This window comes from Streptomyces sp. NPDC004126, from assembly GCF_050275515.1.
Lineage (GTDB): Bacteria > Actinomycetota > Actinomycetes > Streptomycetales > Streptomycetaceae > Streptomyces.
In genome coordinates this window covers 186,873-208,454 of record NZ_JBNNPF010000005.1, presented here as the reverse complement: position 1 = coordinate 208,454, position 21,582 = coordinate 186,873, and the positions used below count along the sequence as shown (strand labels likewise).

20 protein-coding genes are annotated in these 21,582 nt (G+C 71.3%); 16 read left to right on the top strand and 4 right to left on the bottom strand.

Annotated elements, in window-relative coordinates:
- Positions 1–2: 2 nt before the first annotated feature.
- From pdxS to ACQKM2_RS07415, 11 genes are all read left to right on the top strand, one after another.
- Complete coding sequence (pdxS, locus tag ACQKM2_RS07465; protein WP_427707352.1) at positions 3–920, top strand: pyridoxal 5'-phosphate synthase lyase subunit PdxS; 918 nt, start codon at positions 3–5, stop codon at positions 918–920.
- 8 nt (positions 921–928) lie between these two features.
- Positions 929–1,519: a pyridoxal 5'-phosphate synthase glutaminase subunit PdxT gene (pdxT, locus tag ACQKM2_RS07460; RefSeq protein ID WP_427707350.1), complete on the top strand. Its 591-nt coding sequence runs from the start codon at positions 929–931 to the stop codon at positions 1,517–1,519.
- Between the two features lie 56 nt (positions 1,520–1,575).
- Positions 1,576–2,328, top strand: coding sequence for a YebC/PmpR family DNA-binding transcriptional regulator (locus ACQKM2_RS07455; protein WP_405981588.1), 753 nt, complete (start codon positions 1,576–1,578; stop codon positions 2,326–2,328).
- A gap of 124 nt (positions 2,329–2,452) precedes the next feature.
- The gene (gene ruvC / locus ACQKM2_RS07450; RefSeq protein WP_427707349.1) at positions 2,453–3,010 is read left to right on the top strand and encodes a crossover junction endodeoxyribonuclease RuvC; all 558 of its coding nucleotides are present in this window, start codon (positions 2,453–2,455) and stop codon (positions 3,008–3,010) included.
- A complete protein-coding gene (gene ruvA, locus ACQKM2_RS07445; protein WP_427707347.1) occupies positions 3,007–3,633 on the top strand; it encodes a Holliday junction branch migration protein RuvA in 627 nt (208 codons plus the stop codon). The genes ruvC and ruvA overlap by 4 nt, the downstream gene beginning before the upstream one ends.
- A gap of 102 nt (positions 3,634–3,735) precedes the next feature.
- A complete protein-coding gene (gene ruvB / locus ACQKM2_RS07440) occupies positions 3,736–4,797 on the top strand; it encodes a Holliday junction branch migration DNA helicase RuvB (protein WP_427707346.1) in 1,062 nt (353 codons plus the stop codon).
- 164 nt (positions 4,798–4,961) lie between these two features.
- Positions 4,962–5,405 carry a preprotein translocase subunit YajC gene (yajC, locus tag ACQKM2_RS07435; protein ID WP_427707345.1) on the top strand — a complete coding sequence of 148 codons (444 nt, stop codon included), beginning with the start codon at positions 4,962–4,964 and terminating at the stop codon, positions 5,403–5,405.
- Between the two features lie 150 nt (positions 5,406–5,555).
- The gene (gene secD, locus ACQKM2_RS07430) at positions 5,556–7,367 is read left to right on the top strand and encodes a protein translocase subunit SecD (RefSeq protein ID WP_427707344.1); all 1,812 of its coding nucleotides are present in this window, start codon (positions 5,556–5,558) and stop codon (positions 7,365–7,367) included.
- A gap of 3 nt (positions 7,368–7,370) precedes the next feature.
- Positions 7,371–8,426, top strand: a complete 1,056-nt coding sequence (gene secF, locus ACQKM2_RS07425) for a protein translocase subunit SecF (protein WP_427707343.1) — start codon at positions 7,371–7,373, stop codon at positions 8,424–8,426.
- Complete coding sequence (locus ACQKM2_RS07420; protein WP_362472013.1) at positions 8,423–8,980, top strand: adenine phosphoribosyltransferase; 558 nt, start codon at positions 8,423–8,425, stop codon at positions 8,978–8,980. The genes secF and ACQKM2_RS07420 overlap by 4 nt, the downstream gene beginning before the upstream one ends.
- 268 nt (positions 8,981–9,248) lie before the next feature.
- Positions 9,249–11,675: a RelA/SpoT family protein gene (locus tag ACQKM2_RS07415; protein WP_427707342.1), complete on the top strand. Its 2,427-nt coding sequence runs from the start codon at positions 9,249–9,251 to the stop codon at positions 11,673–11,675.
- 115 nt (positions 11,676–11,790) lie between these two features.
- Here the strand turns inward: ACQKM2_RS07415 and ACQKM2_RS07410 are convergent, their stop codons facing one another.
- From ACQKM2_RS07410 to ACQKM2_RS07400, 3 genes are all read right to left on the bottom strand, one after another.
- The gene (locus ACQKM2_RS07410; RefSeq protein WP_427707341.1) at positions 11,791–12,945 is read right to left on the bottom strand and encodes a glycosyltransferase family 39 protein; all 1,155 of its coding nucleotides are present in this window, start codon (positions 12,943–12,945) and stop codon (positions 11,791–11,793) included.
- Between the two features lie 322 nt (positions 12,946–13,267).
- Positions 13,268–14,497 carry a DUF349 domain-containing protein gene (locus ACQKM2_RS07405; RefSeq protein ID WP_427707340.1) on the bottom strand — a complete coding sequence of 410 codons (1,230 nt, stop codon included), beginning with the start codon at positions 14,495–14,497 and terminating at the stop codon, positions 13,268–13,270.
- Between the two features lie 188 nt (positions 14,498–14,685).
- Positions 14,686–15,468 (bottom strand): peptidylprolyl isomerase, encoded by a 783-nt coding sequence (locus ACQKM2_RS07400; protein WP_427707339.1) that lies wholly within the window; start codon positions 15,466–15,468, stop codon positions 14,686–14,688.
- A gap of 152 nt (positions 15,469–15,620) precedes the next feature.
- Here ACQKM2_RS07400 and ACQKM2_RS07395 point away from each other — a divergent pair, with 152 nt between their 5' ends.
- The 5 genes from ACQKM2_RS07395 to ACQKM2_RS07375 all read left to right on the top strand — a co-directional run bounded on the left by ACQKM2_RS07395 (position 15,621) and on the right by ACQKM2_RS07375 (position 20,655).
- Entirely contained in the window at positions 15,621–16,334 is a 714-nt protein-coding gene (locus ACQKM2_RS07395) for an MBL fold metallo-hydrolase (protein ID WP_427707338.1), read from the top strand.
- Positions 16,335–16,344: 10 nt separating this feature from the next.
- Positions 16,345–17,604, top strand: coding sequence for a histidine--tRNA ligase (gene hisS / locus ACQKM2_RS07390; RefSeq protein WP_427707337.1), 1,260 nt, complete (start codon positions 16,345–16,347; stop codon positions 17,602–17,604).
- Between the two features lie 165 nt (positions 17,605–17,769).
- The gene (locus ACQKM2_RS07385; RefSeq protein WP_427707336.1) at positions 17,770–18,384 is read left to right on the top strand and encodes a vitamin K epoxide reductase family protein; all 615 of its coding nucleotides are present in this window, start codon (positions 17,770–17,772) and stop codon (positions 18,382–18,384) included.
- A 50-nt stretch (positions 18,385–18,434) separates the two neighbouring features.
- Complete coding sequence (locus tag ACQKM2_RS07380) at positions 18,435–19,784, top strand: replication-associated recombination protein A (RefSeq protein WP_427707335.1); 1,350 nt, start codon at positions 18,435–18,437, stop codon at positions 19,782–19,784.
- Positions 19,785–19,974: 190 nt separating this feature from the next.
- Positions 19,975–20,655: an HNH endonuclease family protein gene (locus ACQKM2_RS07375; RefSeq protein ID WP_427707334.1), complete on the top strand. Its 681-nt coding sequence runs from the start codon at positions 19,975–19,977 to the stop codon at positions 20,653–20,655.
- Here the strand turns inward: ACQKM2_RS07375 and ACQKM2_RS07370 are convergent.
- Complete coding sequence (locus ACQKM2_RS07370) at positions 20,649–21,557, bottom strand: DUF2470 domain-containing protein (RefSeq protein ID WP_427707333.1); 909 nt, start codon at positions 21,555–21,557, stop codon at positions 20,649–20,651. The genes ACQKM2_RS07375 and ACQKM2_RS07370 overlap by 7 nt on opposite strands.
- Positions 21,558–21,582 lie beyond the last annotated feature (25 nt).

The window sequence follows — 21,582 nt, the reverse complement described above, 5'->3', positions numbered from 1 at the left end:
CCGTGAGCACGCTTCCCACCTCTTCCCAGTCCGCCGACTCGGCGATCGGCACCTCCCGCGTCAAGCGCGGCATGGCCGAGCAGCTCAAGGGCGGCGTGATCATGGACGTGGTCAACGCCGAGCAGGCGAAGATCGCCGAGGACGCCGGCGCCGTGGCCGTCATGGCCCTGGAGCGGGTCCCCGCGGACATCCGCAAGGACGGCGGCGTGGCCCGCATGTCCGACCCGAACATGATCGAAGAGATCATCGAGGCCGTCTCCATCCCGGTCATGGCCAAGTCCCGCATCGGCCACTTCGTCGAGGCCCAGGTCCTCCAGTCCCTCGGCGTCGACTACATCGACGAGTCCGAGGTCCTGACCCCGGCCGACGAGATCAACCACTCCGACAAGTGGGCCTTCACCACCCCCTTCGTCTGTGGCGCCACCAACCTGGGCGAGGCCCTGCGCCGCATCGCCGAGGGCGCGGCCATGATCCGCTCGAAGGGCGAGGCCGGCACCGGCAACGTCGTCGAGGCCGTCCGCCACCTGCGCCAGATCAAGAACGAGATCGCCCAGCTGCGCGGCTACGACAACAACGAGCTGTACGCCGCCGCCAAGGAGCTGCGCGCCCCGTACGAGCTCGTCAAGGAGGTCGCCGAGCTCGGCAAGCTCCCCGTCGTGCTGTTCTCCGCCGGTGGTGTCGCCACCCCGGCCGACGCGGCCCTGATGCGCCAGCTCGGTGCCGAGGGTGTCTTCGTCGGCTCCGGCATCTTCAAGTCCGGCGACCCGGCCAAGCGCGCCGCCGCCATCGTGAAGGCCACCACCTTCTTCGACGACCCGAAGGTCATCGCGGACGCGTCCCGCAACCTGGGCGAGGCCATGGTCGGCATCAACTGCGACACCCTCCCCGAGGCCGAGCGCTACGCCAACCGCGGCTGGTAGTCACTGCCATGACCACCCCCGTAATTGGTGTCCTGGCCCTCCAGGGCGACGTACGGGAGCACCTGATCGCCCTGGCCGCGGCTGACGCCGTGGCCAGGCCGGTCCGGCGCCCCGAGGAGCTCGCCGAGGTCGACGCGCTGGTGATCCCCGGCGGCGAGTCCACGACCATGTCGAAGCTCGCCGTGCTGTTCGGCATGCTGGAGCCGCTGCGCGAGCGCGTGCGCGCCGGCATGCCCGTCTACGGCACCTGCGCCGGCATGATCATGCTCGCCGACAAGCTGCTCGACGGCCGTGAGGACCAGGAGACGCTCGGCGGCATCGACATGATCGTGCGCCGCAACGCCTTCGGCCGCCAGAACGAGTCCTTCGAGGCGCAGATCGACTTCGCGGGCATAGACGGCGGCCCCGTCGAGGGCGTCTTCATCCGCGCCCCGTGGGTCGAGTCGGTCGGCGCCAGCGTCGAGGTGCTCGCGACGTACGACGGCCACACGGTCGCCGTGCGCCAGGGCAACGTCCTGGCGACCTCGTTCCACCCCGAGCTGACCGGCGACGACCGCGTGCACGCGTACTTCGTCGACATGGTGCGCGCGGGGCTGTGACAGGCTCCCGGTAGGATCGGGGCGAACACTGTTGGTTACGCGAAGGAGACAGGCGGATGTCCGGCCACTCTAAATGGGCTACGACGAAGCACAAGAAGGCCGTGATCGATGCCAAGCGCGGCAAGCTCTTCGCGAAGCTGATCAAGAACATCGAGGTCGCGGCCCGTATGGGCGGCGCCGACATCGAGGGCAACCCGACGCTCTTCGACGCCGTTCAGAAGGCCAAGAAGCAGTCGGTCCCGAACAAGAACATCGACTCCGCGGTCAAGCGCGGCGGCGGCCTCGAGGCCGGCGGCGCCGACTACGAGACGATCATGTACGAAGGCTACGGCCCCAACGGCGTCGCGGTGCTCATCGAGTGCCTCACCGACAACCGCAACCGTGCCGCCTCCGACGTCCGCGTCGCCATGACCCGCAACGGCGGCTCCATGGCCGACCCGGGCTCGGTCTCGTACCTGTTCAACCGCAAGGGCGTCATCCTGCTGCCCAAGGCGGAGCTCTCCGAGGACGACGTCCTGGACGCGGTCCTGGAAGCCGGCGCCGAAGAGGTCAACGACAACGGCGAGACCTGGGAGATCATCAGCGAGGCCACCGACCTGGTCGCGGTCCGCACCGCGCTCCAGGAAGCCGGCATCGACTACGACTCCGCCGACTCGTCCTTCGTCCCGACCATGCAGGTCGAGCTCGACGAAGAGGGCGCGCGCAAGATCTTCAAGCTGATCGACGCGCTGGAGGACAGCGACGACGTGCAGAACGTCTTCGCCAACTTCGACGTCTCGGACGAGGTCATGGAGAAGGTCGACGCCTGACCGGCGCCGCACCACCTCCCGCGCTGCCTCCGGCGGGCCGACAGGACACACCCTGTCGGCCCGCCGTCGCATTGTCGGTGCGGGCGGATAGCCTGCACGGACAGGTGTCGGAAGAGGGGGCGGAGTGCGCGTACTGGGTGTGGACCCGGGGCTGACCAGGTGTGGTGTCGGCGTGGTCGAGGGAGTCGCGGGGCGGCCCCTGACCATGATCGGCGTCGGGGTCGTGCGGACGCCCGCCGACGCCGAGCTGGGGCAGCGGCTCGTCGCGATCGAGGCGGGCATCGAAGAATGGCTGGATGCGCACCGTCCCGAGTTCGTCGCCGTGGAGCGGGTCTTCAGCCAGCACAACGTGCGCACCGTGATGGGAACCGCCCAGGCCAGCGCCGTCGCCATGCTGTGCGCCGCGCGCCGCGGGATACCGGTCGCCCTGCACACCCCGAGCGAGGTCAAGGCCGCCGTCACCGGCAGCGGCCGTGCCGACAAGGCGCAGGTCGGCGCGATGGTGACCCGGCTGCTGCGGCTCGCCGAACCGCCGAAGCCGGCCGACGCCGCCGACGCGCTCGCCCTCGCCATCTGCCACATCTGGCGGGCCCCCGCCCAGAACCGCCTCCAGCAGGCGGTCGCCGCCCAGCAGGCCTCCGCCTCCGCCTCCGCCTCAGCCTTGAAAGGCCGTACCCGATGATCGCCTTCGTCAGCGGCCAGGTCGCCGCGCTCACCCCCACCCTCGCCGTGATCGAGGTCGGGGGAGTGGGGATGGCGGTGCAGTGCACCCCGAACACCATCGCGGGCCTCCGCGTGGGCGAGCAGGCGCGGCTGGCCACCTCGCTGGTCGTGCGGGAGGACTCGCTGACCCTGTACGGCTTCGCGGACGACGACGAACGCCAGGTCTTCGAGCTGCTCCAGACCGCGAGCGGGGTCGGCCCCCGGGTGGCCCAGGCGATGCTCGGGGTGCACACCCCGGACGCGCTGCGGGTGGCGTTCGCCGCGGGTGACGCGAAGGCGCTGACGGCGGTGCCGGGGATCGGGCCGAAGGGGGCGCAGAAGCTGCTGCTGGAGCTGAAGGGGAAGCTGGGCGCGCCGGGCGTGGCGGTGGGGGCGCAGCGGGCGCCTGCCGCGGCGGGGCCGGCGCCGTGGACGGAGCAGCTCACGGCCGCGCTGATCGGGCTGGGGTACGCGTCGCGGGACGCGGAGGAGGCGGTGTCGGCGGTGACGCCGCAGGCCGAGGCGGCCATTGCCTCCGGCGGTTCCGCGCCCGTTCCGCAGCTGCTGCGGGCCGCGCTCCAGTCCCTGAACCGCGCCCGCTGACGGGGCTCCCGCTGCGCGGGGCCGGTCCCCCGCGCAGCGGCACACGCGCAGCCCCCGCACCCGGCTGACCACCGCAACGACGTAGAAGGCAGACTGAACACCGTGAACTGGGACGACGAGAGCGACGACCGGATCGTGGCGGCCGCCGCCGACGGGGAGGACACCGCCGTCGAGGCGGCGCTGCGCCCGAAGGACCTCGGCGAGTTCGTCGGCCAGGAGAAGGTCCGCCAGCAGCTGGACCTCGTGCTGAAGGCCGCCCGCCAGCGCGGCGCCACCGCCGACCACGTCCTGCTGTCCGGCGCGCCCGGCCTCGGCAAGACCACCCTCTCCATGATCATCGCCGCCGAGATGGGCGCGCCCATCCGGATCACCTCCGGCCCCGCCATCCAGCACGCCGGGGACCTCGCCGCGATCCTGTCCTCCCTCCAGGAGGGGGAGGTCCTCTTCCTCGACGAGATCCACCGCATGTCCCGGCCCGCCGAGGAGATGCTGTACATGGCCATGGAGGACTTCCGCGTCGACGTGATCGTCGGAAAGGGCCCCGGCGCCACCGCCATCCCGCTGGAGCTGCCGCCCTTCACCCTCGTCGGCGCGACGACCCGGGCCGGCCTGCTGCCCCCGCCGCTGCGGGACCGCTTCGGCTTCACCGGGCACATGGAGTTCTACGCCCCCGCCGAGCTGGAACGCGTCGTCCGCCGCTCCGCCGGCCTGCTCGACGTCGAGATCGACACCGCCGGGGCCGCCGAGATCGCCGGCCGCTCCCGCGGCACCCCCCGCATCGCCAACCGGCTGCTGCGCCGCGTCCGCGACTACGCGCAGGTGAAGGCCGACGGGGTGATCACCCGCGAGGTGGCCGCCACCGCCCTCCAGGTGTACGAGGTGGACGCGCGCGGGCTCGACCGGCTGGACCGGGCCGTGCTGGAGGCGCTGCTGAAGCTGTTCGGGGGCGGGCCCGTCGGGCTGTCGACCCTCGCCGTCGCCGTGGGGGAGGAGCGGGAGACCGTCGAGGAGGTCGCCGAGCCGTTCCTCGTCAGGGAAGGGCTGCTCGCGCGCACCCCGCGCGGCCGGATCGCGACCCCCGCCGCATGGGCCCACCTGGGGCTCGTCCCGCCGCAGCAGGGCGGCGGCGGATCAAGCGGACAACAGGGCCTGTTCGGGGCCTGACGGCGCGGAGGTTCGACCGGTCAGGAACTGCGGTGCCATGCTGGGCGTTGTTCCATCGGTGCGGACTCGCCTAGACTCCGCCGATGCCGACCCTTCGGGTCGGCGTGCCCACCCCCGTAGAAATGGCCGCTCCCTGGCGCGGCCGTGCGAAGGATCCTCGTCCCGTGAACAACATCAGCTTCTTGCTCCCGTTCATCGTGCTCATCGGGGCGATGTTCCTGATGACCCGGTCCGCCAAGAAGAAGCAGGCCCAGGCCGCTTCGATGCGCGACCAGATGACGACCGGCACCGGCGTGCGCACCATCGGCGGCATGTACGCCACGGTCAAGGAGATCGGCGAGGACACCGTCACCCTTGAGGTGGCCCCCGGTGTCCACGCGGTCTACGCGAAGAACGCCATCGGCGCCGTGCTGGAGGACGCCGAGTACAACCGGATCGTCCACGGCTTCTCCGAGACCCCGGAGGGTGACGCGCCCGTCGTCCCCGACGACGCCTCCTCGCTGACCGAGGGCGACGCCCCCAAGCTCGACCTGGGCAAGAAGGACGAGCCCAAGGGCGACGACGAGCCGAAGGACGGCAAGACCGACGGCGAGCCCGGCGCCAAGTAGCGGCCGGCAGGGGCCGCGGTGGTGTCCGACCGGCATCCGCCGCGGTTCCCGCAGTGAACTTCTGCGGGGGGCAGGGGTCCCCACCACACATTTCGTGGCCGTCCGCGCGCTGACCCGGCGCGGGACGGTTGGACAGGGAGAAACGACAAGGTGGCAGCACCGAAGAAGGGCCGGCGGCCCACGGGGGCTCAGGGGAGGCCGGGGCGCGCCCTGGCCTTCATCCTGATCGCGATGGTGGCGCTCACCGCGGGGATGTTCCTCACGAAGCAGACGACGCCGCGTCTGGGCATCGATCTCGCGGGCGGTACGAGCATCACGCTCAAGGCCAAGAGCGAGCCCGGCAAGCCGAACGCCGTCAACGAGACCAACATGAACACGGCGGTCGGCATCATCGAGCGCCGCGTCAACGGTCTCGGCGTCTCGGAGGCCGAGGTCCAGACGCAGGGCCGCGACCACATCATCGTGAACATCCCCAAGGGGTCGAACGAGCAGCAGGCCCGCGAGCAGGTCGGTACCACCGCCCAGCTGTACTTCCGCCCCGTGCTGGCCTTCGCCGACGGCGCCCCCGCCGCTCCGGAGCCGAAGCCGAGCTCGTCCGCGAGCTCGTCCCCGAGCCCCTCCGCGAGCGGTTCCGGCGCGCCCAAGGCCGAGGGATCCAAGCCCTCCGCCGCGGCCACCCCGTCGTCCAGCGCCACTTCCCAGGGCCGTGTGCTCAGCGAGGCCCTCAAGGCCCCGGGCACCCCCACTCCCTCGCCCTCGGCGAGCGAGTCGAAGAAGGCAGACGACAGCAAGGCCACGCCCTCCGCCTCGGCCCCGGCCCCCGTGCCGACCCCGTCGGCCGACCCGGCCGTCGCGAACCTGCAGGCGAAGTTCGCCGCGCTGGACTGCACCAAGGAAGACCAGCGCGCCGCCGCGGGCCAGGGCGTCAAGCCCGAGGACCCGATGGTCGCCTGTGGCCAGCGCGGCAACGCCTGGGGCAAGTGGGTCCTCGGTCCGGCCCAGGTCAACGGCCAGGACGTGAAGGACGCCAAGGGCGTCATCGACCAGCAGCGCGGTCAGTGGATCGTCACCATGCAGTTCACCGACAAGGGCGCCGACAAGTTCGCCAAGATCACCGGTGAGCTCGCCACCAAGCAGGCCCCGCAGAACCAGTTCGCGATCGTGCTCGACGGGTCGGTCATCTCCGACCCGTCCGTCAGCCAGGCGCTGACCGGCGGCAACGCCGAGATCTCCGGCGGCTTCACCCAGCAGTCCGCGCAGGACCTGGGCAACATGCTCTCGTACGGCGCCCTGCCGCTGTCCTTCCAGGAGGACAGCGTCACCACCGTCACCGCCGCGCTGGGCGGCGAGCAGCTGAAGGCCGGCCTCATCGCCGGCGCCATCGGCCTCGCGCTCGTCGTGATCTACCTGCTGGTGTACTACCGCGGTCTGGCCTTCATCGCCATCGTCAGCCTCCTGGTCTCCGCGATCCTCACGTACACGATCATGGCTCTGCTGGGCAAGGGCATCGGCTTCGCCCTGAACCTCCCCGCCGTCTGCGGCGCGATCGTCGCGATCGGCATCACGGCCGACTCGTTCATCGTGTACTTCGAGCGCATCCGCGACGAGATCCGCGAGGGCCGCACCCTGCGTCCGGCCGTCGAGCGCGCCTGGCCGCGTGCCCGCCGCACCATCCTGGTGTCCGACTTCGTGTCGTTCCTCGCCGCCGCGGTGCTCTTCATCGTCACCGTCGGCAAGGTCCAGGGCTTCGCCTTCACGCTGGGTCTGACCACCCTCCTCGACGTGGTCGTGGTGTTCCTCTTCACCAAGCCGGTCATGACCCTGCTGGCCCGGACGAAGTTCTTCTCCAGCGGACACCCGTGGTCCGGGCTGGACCCGCAGCGGCTGGGCGCCAAGCCGCCGCTGCGCCGGTCCCGCCGCGGCGCGCCCGTCCCCGCCCCCGTCGACGCAAAGGAGGCGTGAGAGATGTCGAAGCTGGGAGATCTCGGCGCCAAGCTGTACCGCGGTGAGGTCGGCTACGACTTCGTCGGCAAGCGCTTCATCTGGTACGGCGTTTCCATCCTGATCACCATCACGGCGATCGTGGCCCTGGCCGTACAGGGCCTCAACATGGGCATCGAGTTCAAGGGCGGCGCCGTCTTCACCACTCCGAAGACGGCCGTCTCCGTCGCCAAGGCGACGGAGAGCGCGGAGAAGGCCTCGGGGCACGACGCGATCGTCCAGGAGCTCGGCACCGGCGGCCTGCGCATCCAGATCTCCGGTCTGGACACCGACTCCGCCGCCTCCGTGAAGAAGCAGCTCGGCACCGACCTCAAGGTCGACGCCAACCAGATCAACGCCGACCTGGTCGGCCCGAGCTGGGGCGAGCAGATCGCCAACAAGGCCTGGACCGGCCTCGGCGTCTTCATGGTCCTCGTGGTGATCTACCTCGCCATCGCCTTCGAATGGCGGATGGCCGTCGCCGCGCTGATCGCGCTGATCCACGACCTCACCATCACCGTCGGCGTGTACGCGCTGGTCGGCTTCGAGGTCACCCCGGGCACCGTGATCGGTCTGCTGACCATCCTCGGCTACTCCCTCTACGACACCGTCGTCGTCTTCGACGGTCTGAAGGAGGGGTCGAAGGACATCACCAAGCAGACCCGCTACACCTTCAGCGAGATCGCCAACCGCAGCATCAACGGCACGCTGGTCCGCTCGATCAACACCACCGTCGTCGCGCTGCTCCCCGTCGCCGGCCTGCTGTTCATCGGCGGCGGCGTGCTCGGCGCGGGCATGCTCAACGACATCTCGCTGTCGCTGTTCGTCGGCCTCGCGGCCGGTGCGTACTCCTCGATCTTCATCGCGACCCCGCTGGTCGTGGACCTGAAGGAGCGCGAGCCGGCGATGAAGGCGCTGACCAAGCGGGTCCTCGCCAAGCGTGCCACCGCGGCCGCCAAGGGCGAGGACGCCGACGGCGCCGACGCGGACGACGCCCCGCAGGTCGTGTCCCAGGGCGGCCAGGGGAGGCGGCGCCGGTGACCGCGCCCTCCTCCACGCCCGAACTCCGCGAGCTGCTGCTCGGCCGGATCAAGGACGTCCCGGACTACCCGAAGCCCGGAGTGGTGTTCAAGGACATCACCCCGCTGCTCGCCGACCCGAAGGCCTTCGCGGCGCTGACGGAGGCGCTGGTGGAGCTGGCCGTCCGGTACGGCGCCACCAAGATCGTCGGCCTGGAGGCGCGCGGGTTCATCCTCGCCGCCCCGGTCGCGGTCCAGGCGGGCATCGGCTTCATCCCCGTACGCAAGGCCGGGAAGCTGCCGGGCGCCACGCTCGCGCAGTCGTACGAGCTGGAGTACGGCACCGCCGAGATCGAGGTCCACGCGGAGGACCTGTCGGCCGGTGACAAGGTCATGGTCATCGACGACGTCCTCGCGACCGGCGGCACCGCCGAGGCCTCGCTGGAGCTGATCCGGCGGGCCGGTGCCGAGGTGGCCGGGGTGGCCGTCCTGATGGAGCTGTCCTTCCTCCCGGGCCGGGAGAAGCTGGCTCCCGCGCTGGCGGGTGCGCCGCTGGACGCGCTGATCGTGGTCTGACGTCAGCTCTGCCGATGCGGCGGGTGCCCGGGTCGTCCCGGGTACCCGCCGTCGTCGTGTGCGGCGCCGCTTCCCGGAGCTCCGCCCCGGACCCCCCGGCAGCCGCGGCCGGATACAGGCGGGCCTGAGCGGGCCTCGGGCCGCGTCCCGGGGAGTGACCGCGGAGAACGGGGCGGCGCAACCCTCGCTACCATGGGTTATCCGGACCTGACCGGGGCCCCGGACACTCCCCCAGACTCCGTCCGGGGGGACCCCCAGAGGAGCGCTCTTGCCAGACGAGGTCCAGCCGCCACTCTCCGCCGCACAGCCCGACCCGAAGGCCGACCCGGCCGCTGCGGCCGCAGCCACGCCCCCGCCGGCCCCGCCGGTCAAGCCCGTTCCGGCCAGGCCCGCCGGGTCCTCCAACCGCGTGCGCGCCCGGCTGGCGCGCCTCGGCGTGCAGCGTTCCAACCCGTACAACCCGGTACTGGAACCCCTGCTCCGTATAGTCCGCAGCAACGACCCGAAGATCGAGACGGCCACGCTGCGCCAGATCGAGCAGGCCTACCAGGTGGCCGAACGGTGGCACCGCGGCCAGAAGCGCAAGAGCGGCGACCCGTACATCACCCACCCGCTCGCGGTGACCACCATCCTCGCCGAGCTCGGCATGGACCCGGCCACCCTCATGGCCGGCCTGCTCCACGACACCGTCGAGGACACCGAGTACGGCCTGGAGCAGCTCCGCCGCGACTTCGGCGACGCCGTGGCCCTCCTCGTCGACGGCGTCACCAAGCTCGACCGGGTCAAGTTCGGCGAGGCCGCCCAGGCCGAGACCGTCCGCAAGATGGTCGTCGCCATGGCCAAGGACCCGCGCGTCCTGGTCATCAAGCTCGCCGACCGCCTCCACAACATGCGCACCATGCGCTACCTCAAGCGGGAGAAGCAGGAGAAGAAGGCCCGCGAGACCCTCGAGATCTACGCGCCGCTGGCCCACCGCCTCGGCATGAACACGATCAAGTGGGAACTGGAGGACCTCGCCTTCGCGATCCTCTACCCCAAGATGTACGACGAGATCGTGCGGCTCGTCGCCGAGCGGGCGCCCAAGCGCGACGAGTACCTCGCCGTCGTCACGGACGAGGTGATGGTCGACCTGCGCGCGGCCCGGATCAAGGCCACCGTCACGGGCAGACCCAAGCACTACTACAGCGTCTACCAGAAGATGATCGTCCGCGGCCGTGACTTCGCGGAGATCTACGACCTGGTGGGCATCCGCGTCCTCGTGGACACCGTCCGGGACTGCTACGCGGCCCTCGGCACGGTGCACGCGCGCTGGAACCCGGTCCCCGGCCGGTTCAAGGACTACATCGCGATGCCCAAGTTCAACATGTACCAGTCGCTGCACACGACGGTCATCGGGCCCAGCGGCAAGCCGGTCGAACTCCAGATCCGCACCTTTGACATGCACCGCCGCGCCGAGTACGGCATCGCCGCGCACTGGAAGTACAAGCAGCAGACCGTCGCCGGCGCCTCCAAGGTCCGCACCGACGTCCCGCAGGCCGCCAAGGGCAGCGCCGGCCAGGACACCGTCAACGACATGGCCTGGCTGCGCCAGCTGCTCGACTGGCAGAAGGAGACGGAGGACCCGGGCGAGTTCCTCGACTCGCTGCGCTTCGACCTCTCCCGCAACGAGGTCTTCGTCTTCACCCCCAAGGGCGACGTCATCGCGCTGCCCGCCGGCGCGACCTCCGTGGACTTCGCGTACGCGGTCCACACCGAGGTCGGACACCGCACCATAGGGGCGCGGGTCAACGGGCGGCTCGTACCGCTCGAATCGACCCTGGACAACGGCGACCTGGTCGAGGTGTTCACCTCCAAGGCCGAGGGCGCGGGCCCGTCCCGCGACTGGCTCGGCTTCGTCAAGTCCCCGCGGGCCCGCAACAAGATCCGCGCGTGGTTCTCCAAGGAGCGCCGCGACGAGGCCATCGAGCACGGCAAGGACGCCATCGCGCGGGCCATGCGCAAGCAGAACCTGCCGATCCAGCGCATCCTGACGGGCGACTCCCTCGTCACCCTGGCGCACGAGATGCGCTACCCGGACATCTCCTCCCTGTACGCGGCGATCGGCGAGGGCCACGTGGCCGCGCAGGGCGTCGTGCAGAAGCTGGTGCAGGCCCTCGGCGGCGAGGAGGCCGCCAACGAGGACATCGAGGAGAGCGTCCCGCCGTCGCGCGCCCGCACCAAGCGGCGCGGCAACGCCGACCCGGGCGTGGTCGTCAAGGGCGTCGAGGACGTGTGGGTGAAGCTGGCCCGCTGCTGCACCCCGGTGCCGGGCGACCCGATCATCGGCTTCGTCACCCGCGGCAGTGGCGTATCGGTTCACCGGGCCGACTGCGTCAACGTCGACTCCCTCTCCCAGCAGCCCGAGCGGATGCTGGAGGTGGAGTGGGCGCCGACCCAGTCCTCCGTCTTCCTGGTGGCCATCCAGGTCGAGGCGCTGGACCGGTCCCGGCTGCTGTCGGACGTCACCCGCGTCCTGTCGGACCAGCACGTGAACATCCTCTCGGCGGCCGTGCAGACCTCCCGCGACCGGGTGGCGACCTCCCGGTTCACCTTCGAGATGGGCGACCCCAAGCACCTGGGGCACGTCCTGAAGGCCGTACGCGGTGTCGAGGGCGTCTACGACGTGTACCGCGTCACCTCGGCCCGCAGGCCGTAGCGGAACAGGACGAGGAAGAGGAACAGGAACCGGAACCCGAAGCGGAAGCCGGAAATACCAGTGGGCGCCACCCCCGAGGGGGCGGCGCCCACTGGCGTCACGGGTGGCCGGCCGATCAGGGGTTGGCCCACCAGACGAAGTTGAGGTTGCCGCCGAAGAGCGCGGACACCACCGTGGCCGCCCCGACCACCCACAGCACCGTGCTCCGCCGGGCCCTCGCCAGGGCCAGCGCGAAGGGGAACAGCAGCGGGAAGGCGGGCAGGATGAAGCGCATCTTCGAGTAGTAGAAGCCCGCGCCGCCCAGCGCGACCACCAAGATCATGGCCGTGTAGATCCACACGACCGCCGGGGGCCGCCGCTTGCGCGTGATCATGACGAACAGCACCACGGCCGTGACCACCGTCAGCGACACCACGACGTGGTTGAGGGTGAGGTGCGTGTCGGTAAAGGTCTTCGTCAGCGACCGGAGCATGTCGATGCCGCCGTCGTACTTCGAACCCCAGCGGTCCTGGAGCTCGAAGTAGCCGTCCCAGCGGCCGAAGTGCAGGCCCACGTAGCCCACGTAGCCGAACCAGCCCAGCGGGGCGATCAGCGAGGCCGTGAGGATCCGCCCCACGGGCGGACGCTGCACGCGCCGCCGGCGGCGCCACTGCACCATCTCCCAGACGCCCGCCAGCACCACGGCCGCGACGATCGCCGACCCCGAGGGGCGGGTGGCGCCGGCGAGGAAGGCGAGCACGCCGGCCGTCAGCCAGGACTTGGTGAGCACCGCGTACATCGCCCACGCCGACAGGGCGATGAACACCGGCTCGGTGTACGCCATCGACTGGACCAGCGCCGCCGGCACGATCGCGAACAGCGCGCAGGTGAAGAGGGCGACCCGGCGCCCGTAGATCTTGTCGGTGACGGCGAAGATGCCCCACGCGGCGATCACCGACGCGAACAGCGCCACCCCGATCGCCGCCCAGTTCACGGGCAGGTGCGTGACGTTCACCGTCCACCGCACCATCAGCGGGTAGACGGGGAAGAACGCCATCTGGCAGCCCGGCCCCACCGGGCCGCAGGACGCGGGCATCTCCGTCGTCAGGCCGTGCTCGGCCATGTGGAGGTAGAAGTCGGAGTCCCAGCGCCCGCCCAGGACCTCCAGCGGACCCACGCCCTCGCGGCGGGCCCAGACGGCCATCACGGCGAGCCCGACGGCCCGCAGCCCGATGTGGATCAGCAGCGCCTTGCGGGCGCGCTGCAGACTGGCGAGTACACGCCGCCCCACCCCCCGGCGCCCCGGTGCCCTCTTGCCGGCGGCGTGCCGCGCGACGGTACGGGTCTCTGGGACATCGGCGCGTATGTGGGTATGCGTCACTTTCGATCCTGGTCCTCGCCCGGCTGGAGGTCCGCCGAGGCGGCACCGTACAACGGTACACATGATCGAGGGGCCACAGACCCGCAGGCTGCGTCGACCTGATAACGGAGCGCCACGCGGAACGGGCCGGGCGCGGACCCCGGGCGCCCGGAACGACGGACGGGCACCACCCGGCCGAAAACCACCGGTGGTGCCCGTCCGGCCGACAGCCGGGTGACGGGAGCGAGCGGCGTCAGCCGCCGAACTCCTCCAGGCCCTTCAGCGCCTGGTCCAGCAGGGCCTGGCGGCCCTCCAGCTCACGGGCCAGCTTGTCCGCCTTCGCGTTGTTGCCGGCCGCCCGCGCCGCGTCGATCTGCTCACGCAGCTTGTCGACGGCCGCCTGCAGCTGACCCGTCAGACCGGCCGCACGGGCCCGCGCCTCCGGGTTCGTACGGCGCCACTCGCCCTCCTCGGCCTCCTGGATGGCCCGCTCCACGGCGTGCATCCGGCCCTCGACCTTGGGACGGGCGTCGCGCGGCACGTGGCCGATGCCCTCCCAGCGCTCGTTGATGGAGCGGAACGCGGCCCGAGCCGCCTTCAGGTCCGTCACCGGGACGAGCTTCTCCGCCTCGACGGCCAGCTCCTCCTTCAGCTTCAGGTTCTCGACCTGCTCGGCGTCGCGCTCCGCGAAGACCTCGCCGCGCGCCGCGAAGAACACGTCCTGGGCGCCGCGGAAACGGTTCCACAGGTCGTCCTCGGCCTCGCGCTGCGCCCGGCCCGCCGCCTTCCAGTTGTCCATCAGCTCGCGGTAGCGGGCGGCCGTCGGACCCCAGTCCGTCGACTTCGACAGCGACTCGGCCTCCGCGACCAGCTTCTCCTTGGCCTTGCGGGCGTCCTCGCGCTGCGCGTCCAGCGCGGCGAAGTGGGCCTTGCGGCGCTTGGAGAAGGCGGAGCGGGCGTGCGAGAAGCGGTGCCACAGCTCGTCGTCCGACTTCCGGTCGAGCCGGGGCAGACCCTTCCAGATGTCCACCAGCGCGCGCAGCCGCTCACCGGCGCTGCGCCACTGGTCGCTCTGCGCCAGCTGCTCCGCCTCGGTGACCAGGGCGTCCTTGGCCGTACGGGCCTCGTCCGCCTGCTTGGCCTTCTGGACCTTGCGCTCCTCGCGCCGCGAGTCCACCGTCGCCACCAGCTTGTCGAGCCGGACGCGCAGCGCCTCCAGGTCGCCCACGGCGTGGTGCTCGTCCACCTGGGTACGCAGGTGCTCGATCGCCGTCTGGGCGTCCTTGGCGGACAGATCGGTGGTCCGAACCCGCCGTTCGAGGAGGCCGATCTCGACCACCAAGCCCTCGTACTTGCGCTCGAAGTAGGCCAGGGCCTCCTCAGGGGTGCCCGCCTGCCACGAGCCGACGACCTGCTCGCCCTCGGAAGTACGCACGTACACGGTGCCGGTCTCGTCGACTCGGCCCCACGGGTCGCTGCTCACAGCGCCTCCTCCACCTGATGCCCGCCGGGGGTGGACCCCCGGGCATCGTCCACAGTTTCCTGGGGCGGGCAGCGCCCGCCCTGCACAACGCCAACATAGGCGACCGCCGGGCCGGCTGTCCGCATCCCGCACGACGGAATATCGACGTACGGGCGGCGGGCCGCCGGGCCGGCGGTCGCGCCGCCCCGTCAGTTCTTGGTGACGGTGCCCTTCTCGATGGTCACCGGGACCTTGGGGGCCCCGTCCTGGGCACCGTCGGAGGTCCCGGCCTTGGCCACTTCCTCCAGCACCTTCAGACCGGCCGCGTCGATCTTTCCGAAGGGCGTGTAGGACGGGGCGAGCGGGCTGTCCTTGTAGACGAGGAAGAACTGGCTGCCGCCGGTGCCGGGGCGGCCGGTGTTGGCCATCGCGACCGTGCCGGCCGGGTAGACCACCTGCCCCTGCTCGTTGGGCTTGCCCAGGGAGTCCAGGTTCTCGTCCGGGACGTTGTAGCCGGGACCGCCCATGCCGGTGCCCTCCGGGTCGCCGCACTGGAGGACGAAGATCCCTCCGGTGACCAGGCGGTGGCACTTGGTCTTGTCGAAGAAGCCCTTGTCGGCGAGCGACTTGAACGAGTTCACCGTCTGCGGGGTCTTCGCCGCGTCCATCTCGAACTTCACGTCGCCCGCGCTGGTCTTCAGGTCGAAGGTGTACTTCGCCTTGTCGTCGATCGCCATGGCGGGCGAGGGCGACTTCTTCGGCGTCGGCGCCGACGGGGACGCCGAGGGGTCGGCCGCCGCGTCCTTCGTGTCCCCGCTGTCGAACACACCGCCCACGACGAGGCCGACCAGCGTGGCGATCACCACGGCCGAGGCCGCGCCGATGACCGCCAGGCGCTGCCGCGACTTGCGCCGGGCCTCCGCGCGGCGCTTCTGCTGGCGCTCGTACTTCTCCCTGGCGAGCTGTCGCCGACGCTGATCGCTCGTGACCACCGGGTCGTCTCCTTGTACGTCTCTGGTACCGCTGTCCGGGCTGGGTTAGGCCGTACCGTATATGGGTTCGCTGTGTGATGAGGGGCGCCGGTAGGCTCTGAGCAGCAGATTCCGATCCGCTGCCTCCCACCGGACGACGATTGAGGACGAACGTGCTGATTGCCGGATTCCCCGCAGGGGCCTGGGGCACCAACTGCTACCTGGTCGCCCCCGCCGCCGGTGAGGAGTGCGTCATCATCGACCCGGGCCACCAGGCGGCCCAGGGCGTCGAGGAGACCTTGCGCAAGCACCGTCTCAAGCCCGTCGCCGTCGTCCTCACCCACGGCCACATCGATCATGTGGCCTCGGTGGTCCCGGTGTGCGGAGCACACGACGTACCGGCCTGGATCCACCCCGAGGACCGCTTCATGATGAGCGACCCGGAGAAGGCGCTCGGCCGTTCCATCGGCATGCCGCTCATGGGAGAGCTGACGGTGGGCGAGCCGGACGACGTCCGCGAGCTCACCGACGGCGCCGCCCTGAAGCTGGCCGGAATGGAGTTCTCGGTGGCGCACGCGCCCGGGCATACCAAGGGGTCGGTGACCTTCCGGATGCCCGAGCAGGCGGACGTCCCGCCCGTCTTCTTCTCGGGCGACCTGCTGTTCGCCGGCTCCATCGGACGCACCGACCTGCCCGGCGGCTCCCACGCCGAGATCCTCCGGTCGCTGGCCCGCGTGTGCCTGCCGCTGGACGACTCGACCGTGGTGCTGTCCGGCCACGGTCCCCAGACCACCATCGGCCGCGAGCGCGCGACCAACCCGTACCTGCGGGAAGTCGCCGCCGGGCTCGGAGCGGACCCGACGGCCGCTCCACGACGAGGAATGTGACGAGAGTTTCGTGAGTACCTTCCAGGCCCCCAAGGGCACGTACGATCTGCTGCCGCCCCGCTCCGCCACCTTCCTGGCGGTACGCGAGGCGATCTCCGGACCGCTGAGGAATTCCGGCTACGGGTACGTCGAGACGCCCGGCTTCGAGAACGTCGAGCTGTTCTCCCGCGGTGTCGGCGAGTCGACCGACATCGTCAGCAAGGAGATGTACACCCTCACCACCAAGGGCGGCGACAAGCTGGCCCTGCGTCCCGAGGGCACCGCGTCCGTGCTGCGCGCGGCGCTCCAGGGCAACCTGCACAAGGCGGGCCTGCTCCCCGTCAAGCTCTGGTACTCCGGTTCGTACTACCGCTACGAGCGGGCCCAGGCGGGCCGCTACCGCCACTTCTCGCAGGTCGGGGCCGAGGCCATCGGTGCCGAGGACCCGGCCCTCGATGCCGAGCTGATCATCCTCGCGGACCAGGCGTACCGCTCGCTGGGGCTGCGCAACTTCCGCATCCTGCTGAACTCGCTCGGCGACAAGGAGTGCCGCCCGGTGTACCGGGAGGCACTGCAGTCCTTCCTGCGCGGGCTCGACCTCGACGAGGACACCGTCCGCCGCGCCGAGATCAACCCGCTGCGCGTCCTCGACGACAAGCGGGAGTCCGTCCAGAAGCAGCTGGTCGGCGCCCCGATGCTGCGCGACTACCTGTGCGACGCGTGCAAGGCGTACCACGAGGAGGTCCGGGCGCTGATCACGGCCGCCGGGGTCGCCTTCGAGGACGACGAGAAGCTGGTGCGCGGCCTCGACTACTACACCCGCACCACCTTCGAGTTCGTCCACGACGGCCTGGGCTCGCAGTCCGCGGTCGGCGGCGGCGGCCGCTACGACGGCCTGTCCGAGATGATCGGCGGACCGGCCCTGCCGTCGGTCGGCTGGGCGCTCGGCGTGGACCGCACCGTCCTGGCGCTCGAAGCGGAGGGCGTGGAACTGGACATCCCGGCGTCCGCAGCGGTGTTCGCGATCGCGCTCGGCGAGTCCAAGCCGGCCGTCTTCGGTCTGGTGACCGAACTGCGCCGGGCCGGGGTCGCGGCCGACATGTCCTACGGTGGAAAGGGCCTCAAGGGCGCCATGAAGGACGCCAACCGCAGCGGTGCGCGCTTCGCGATCGTAGTGGGCGAGCGCGACCTCGCCGAGGGCGTGGTCCAGCTGAAGGACATGGAGTCCGGCGAGCAGGCCGCGGTGGCCGTCGCCGACGTGGTCGCCGAGGTCAGGGCCCGTCTGGCCTGACGTCCGAGCCGTCCGCCGGAGGGCGGGGCGGGGGAGTCCTCCCCGGCCCCGCCCCCCGGCGTTTTCGGGCCGTCCTTATCTCCGGCGAACGGATGGCGCACAGCCCCGTACGGCACAATGGCCCCTGCTTGATGACCTTGCGGAAGCGGAGCGGGCGGGATCGGGATGACGACAACAGGCGCAGGCGCGGACACCGCTCCGCGGACCTTCGGCGGGAGCCGGGCGCTGGCCCTGCTGCTGGTCATCACCGGAGCGGCGGGCCTGCTGGCCGCCTGGGTGATCACCATCGACAAGTTCAAGCTGCTGGAGGACCCGAACTTCGTCCCGGGCTGCTCCCTGAACCCGGTCGTCTCCTGCGGCAACATCATGAAGAGCGAGCAGGCGGCCGTCTTCGGCTTCCCCAACCCGATGCTCGGCCTGGTCGCCTACGGCATCGTGATCTGCGTCGGCATGAGCCTGCTGGCCGGAGCCCGGTTCGCCCGCTGGTACTGGCTGACCCTGAACGCCGGCACCCTCTTCGGCGTCGGGTTCTGCGCCTGGCTGACGTACCAGTCCCTGTACAACATCAACTCGCTCTGCCTGTGGTGCAGCCTGGCCTGGGTCGCCACCATCCTCATGTTCTGGTACGTCACCTCGCACAACGTGCGCCAGGGCCTGCTGCCCGCCCCCGGCTGGCTGCGCGGCTTCATGGACGAGTTCACCTGGGTGCTGCCCGTCCTGCACATCGGGATCATCGGCATGCTGATCCTGACCCGCTGGTGGGACTTCTGGACCTCCTGAGGCCCGCCGGGACCCGACGCGCTGTCAGTGGCCTCGCATAGGCTTCCGGTGTGGAACCAGATCTTTTCACCGCCGCAGCCGAAGACCGCCGGGAGAAGGACCCCGCGAGTTCCCCGCTCGCCGTCCGCATGCGCCCGCGCAACCTGGACGAGGTCGTCGGCCAGCAGCACCTGCTGAAGCCGGGCTCGCCGCTGCGCCGGCTGGTGGGGGAGGGCGCCGGGGGACCGGCCGGAGCCTCCTCGGTGATCCTCTGGGGACCGCCCGGCATCGGCAAGACCACCCTCGCGTACGTGGTCAGCCAGGCCACCCGGAAGCGGTTCGTCGAGCTCTCCGCGATCACCGCGGGCGTCAAGGAGGTCCGGGCCGTCATCGAGGGCGCCAAGCGCGCCGCCGGCGGCTACGGCAAGGAGACCGTCCTCTTCCTCGACGAGATCCACCGCTTCAGCAAGGCCCAGCAGGACTCGCTGCTGCCCGCCGTGGAGAACCGCTGGGTCACCCTGATCGCGGCGACCACGGAGAACCCGTACTTCTCGATCATCTCCCCGCTGCTGTCGCGCTCGCTCCTCCTCACGCTGGAACCGCTGACCGACGAGGACCTGAGCGCCCTGATGCGGCGCGCCCTCACGGAGGAGCGGGGCCTGGGCGGGGCGGTCACCCTGCCCGCCGACGCCGAGGCGCACCTGCTGCGCATCGCCGGCGGAGACGCCCGCCGCGCGCTGACCGCGCTGGAGGCGGGGGCCGGCTCGGCCATCGCCAAGGGCGAGGAGGAGATCACCCTCCAGACCCTGGAGGAGGCCGTCGACCGGGCGGCGGTCCGCTACGACAAGGACGGCGACCAGCACTACGACGTGGCCAGCGCCCTGATCAAGTCGATCCGGGGCTCGGACGTGGACGCCGCGCTGCACTACCTGGCCCGGATGATCGAGGCCGGCGAGGACCCCCGGTTCATCGCGCGGCGCCTGATGATCTCCGCGAGCGAGGACATCGGCCTGGCGGACCCGACGGCCCTGCCGCTGGCCGTGGCGGCCGCCCAGGCGGTGGCGATGATCGGCTTCCCGGAGGCCGCGCTGACCCTGTCGCACGCGACCATCGCGCTGGCGCTGGCCCCGAAGTCGAACACCGCCACGACCGCGATCGGCGCGGCGCTGGCCGACGTCCGCGCGGGGCTCGCGGGCGCGGTGCCGGCGCACCTGCGGGACGGGCACTACAAGGGCGCGGCGAAGCTGGGGCACGCGGTGGGGTACGTCTACCCGCACGACGTGCCGGGCGCGATCGCCGCGCAGCAGTACGCGCCGGACGAGATCCACGGGAAGCGGTACTACGAGCCGACGCGGTACGGGGCGGAGGCGCGGTACGCGGACGTGGTGGACAAGGTCCGCGAGCGGCTGCGCGGAGCCTGAGCCCTGGCCGGGCGGGGTGCGGGGGCCTGCGGCGCTGCTCCCCGCCCCGCCCTTCCTCCGTTCCCCGGGGCTCCGCCCCGGACCCCGCGCCTCAATCGCCGGCGAGGCTGATTTTTCAGCCTCCCCGGCGGTTGAGCGGCGGCGGCCGTGTCGGACGGCAGGGCATCGGGGCGGGGCCTAGGCTCCGGGCATGGGTCGCCGCGCTCTGGTCATCGTCGCCGCCGCGCTGCTCGCCGCCGGGTGCCAGAACGCGGGGCCGGTGTACCGCCCGGTACCGCTGACGGGGGCGGGGTTCCCCCCGGACGCGGCGACGGCGAAGGCACAGCTGGCCGGGCTGCCGGTGGCGTGGGGCAAGAACTGGGAGAGCTACCGGCGCGAGGAGTTCGGCCGGTACTGGTCGGACGGGACCGACGCCGTCGGCGGGCGCAACGGCTGCGACACCCGGGACGACGTGCTGCGCAGGGACCTCTCCGAGCTGCGCGAGGGGGACCGCAACCCCTGCGTGGTGGTCTCCGGGGTGCTGCACGACCCGTACACCGGCAAGGAGCTGCCGTACTCCTACCGGCGGGCCTCGCAGATCCAGACCGACCACGTCGTCGCGCTGGGCGCGGCCTGGCGGGCGGGCGCGTACGCCTGGACGCCGCAGCGCAGGCTGGAGTACGCCAACGACCTCGACGTGCTGCTCGCCGTGGACAAGCAGACCAACCAGGACAAGGGCAGTCGGACGGCCGACAAGTGGCGGCCGCCGCGGCAGGCCTACTGGTGCGAGTACGGGCGCCGCTACACCGGCATCAAGGCCAAGTACCGGCTGTCCGTGACGCCGCCCGAGAAGCTCGCGCTCCAGGAGCTGCTGGCCGCGTGCCCTCAGTGAGCGGCGGCGGCGAACAGGGTGTGCATGGCGCGGCGCAGGCCGCAGACGTCCGCCACCGGCTCCGGGAAGTCGAAGCGGGCGTCGAAGGAGGGGGCGGGCCGGCCGGGGCCCGCGGTGAAGCGCACGCGCAGCCCGAGCCGGTCCAGGGCCAGCGGGACGGCGGTCAGTCCGGCCGCCTCCCGGGAGCCGAGCAGTCCGCACAGGTCGGCGACGCGCTCGGCGTGGGCGGAGGCGAGGTGCTGGAGCAGCTCCGTCTCGTGGGCGGCGAGCGGGTCCGGCTCTGCCCCCGCCAGCTCGTCGGGGTCCACCTGCTCGGCGCCCCAGAGGTCGTCCAGCGCGATCTCGCCGACCTCCAGGCGCAGCATCATCCAGGCAGGGCGCCCGGTGTGCGGGGGGTCCTGCGACTCGGCCAGGCCCAGCAGCTCGCCGACCGGGTGCCGGTCCGCGAGCAGCGCCGCGCAGACCGCGCGGTCGTGGCCGCGGACCGGGGTCAGCCACCCGGCGAGGCGGGCGCGGGCTCGGATACGATGGGGCACGGACACCGGCGCCACATCCGTGATCTCGATCACGGCGGGGAGGTCGTCGTCCTGGGCGTGAGCGGCAGCCCTGGCAGCCGCGGATTCCCCTGATACCAGGAGGATCACGTCCCCGTCCGGGGTGACGGTCCGCGCGGCCGGCACCCCTGTCCACCACTCCGCCTGGTCAGGAGCACCCGGCAGCGTGAGGGATACTGAGGCGTTGGACTCTACGAGGGTTCGTACGCGTTCGGCTCCGGTGAGCTGCCGAACGCCTTCCCTGGGACGCGGCTGACCTTGCTTATCGTCGGCGCAAGCGGATTCTGTTTCGTCTGAATCCGAACTGCGGCGCGCACTGGGCAGGGGGATCCCATGTGGTCGAGACATTACGTCCTCCTCGCTAAGGTAAGCC

What these genes read in the sequence shown, in the direction of transcription:
- pdxT (WP_427707350.1), top strand. Translation starts at nt 929, where the DNA reads ATGACCACCCCCGTAATTGGTGTCCTGGCCCTCCAGGGCGACGTACGG.
- ACQKM2_RS07455 (WP_405981588.1), top strand. Translation starts at nt 1,576, where the DNA reads ATGTCCGGCCACTCTAAATGGGCTACGACGAAGCACAAGAAGGCCGTG.
- ruvA (WP_427707347.1), top strand. Translation starts at nt 3,007, where the DNA reads ATGATCGCCTTCGTCAGCGGCCAGGTCGCCGCGCTCACCCCCACCCTC.
- secF (WP_427707343.1), top strand. Translation starts at nt 7,371, where the DNA reads ATGTCGAAGCTGGGAGATCTCGGCGCCAAGCTGTACCGCGGTGAGGTC.
- ACQKM2_RS07385 (WP_427707336.1), top strand. Translation starts at nt 17,770, where the DNA reads ATGACGACAACAGGCGCAGGCGCGGACACCGCTCCGCGGACCTTCGGC.
- ACQKM2_RS07375 (WP_427707334.1), top strand. Translation starts at nt 19,975, where the DNA reads ATGGGTCGCCGCGCTCTGGTCATCGTCGCCGCCGCGCTGCTCGCCGCC.
- ACQKM2_RS07370 (WP_427707333.1), bottom strand. Translation starts at nt 21,557, where the DNA reads ATGTCTCGACCACATGGGATCCCCCTGCCCAGTGCGCGCCGCAGTTCG.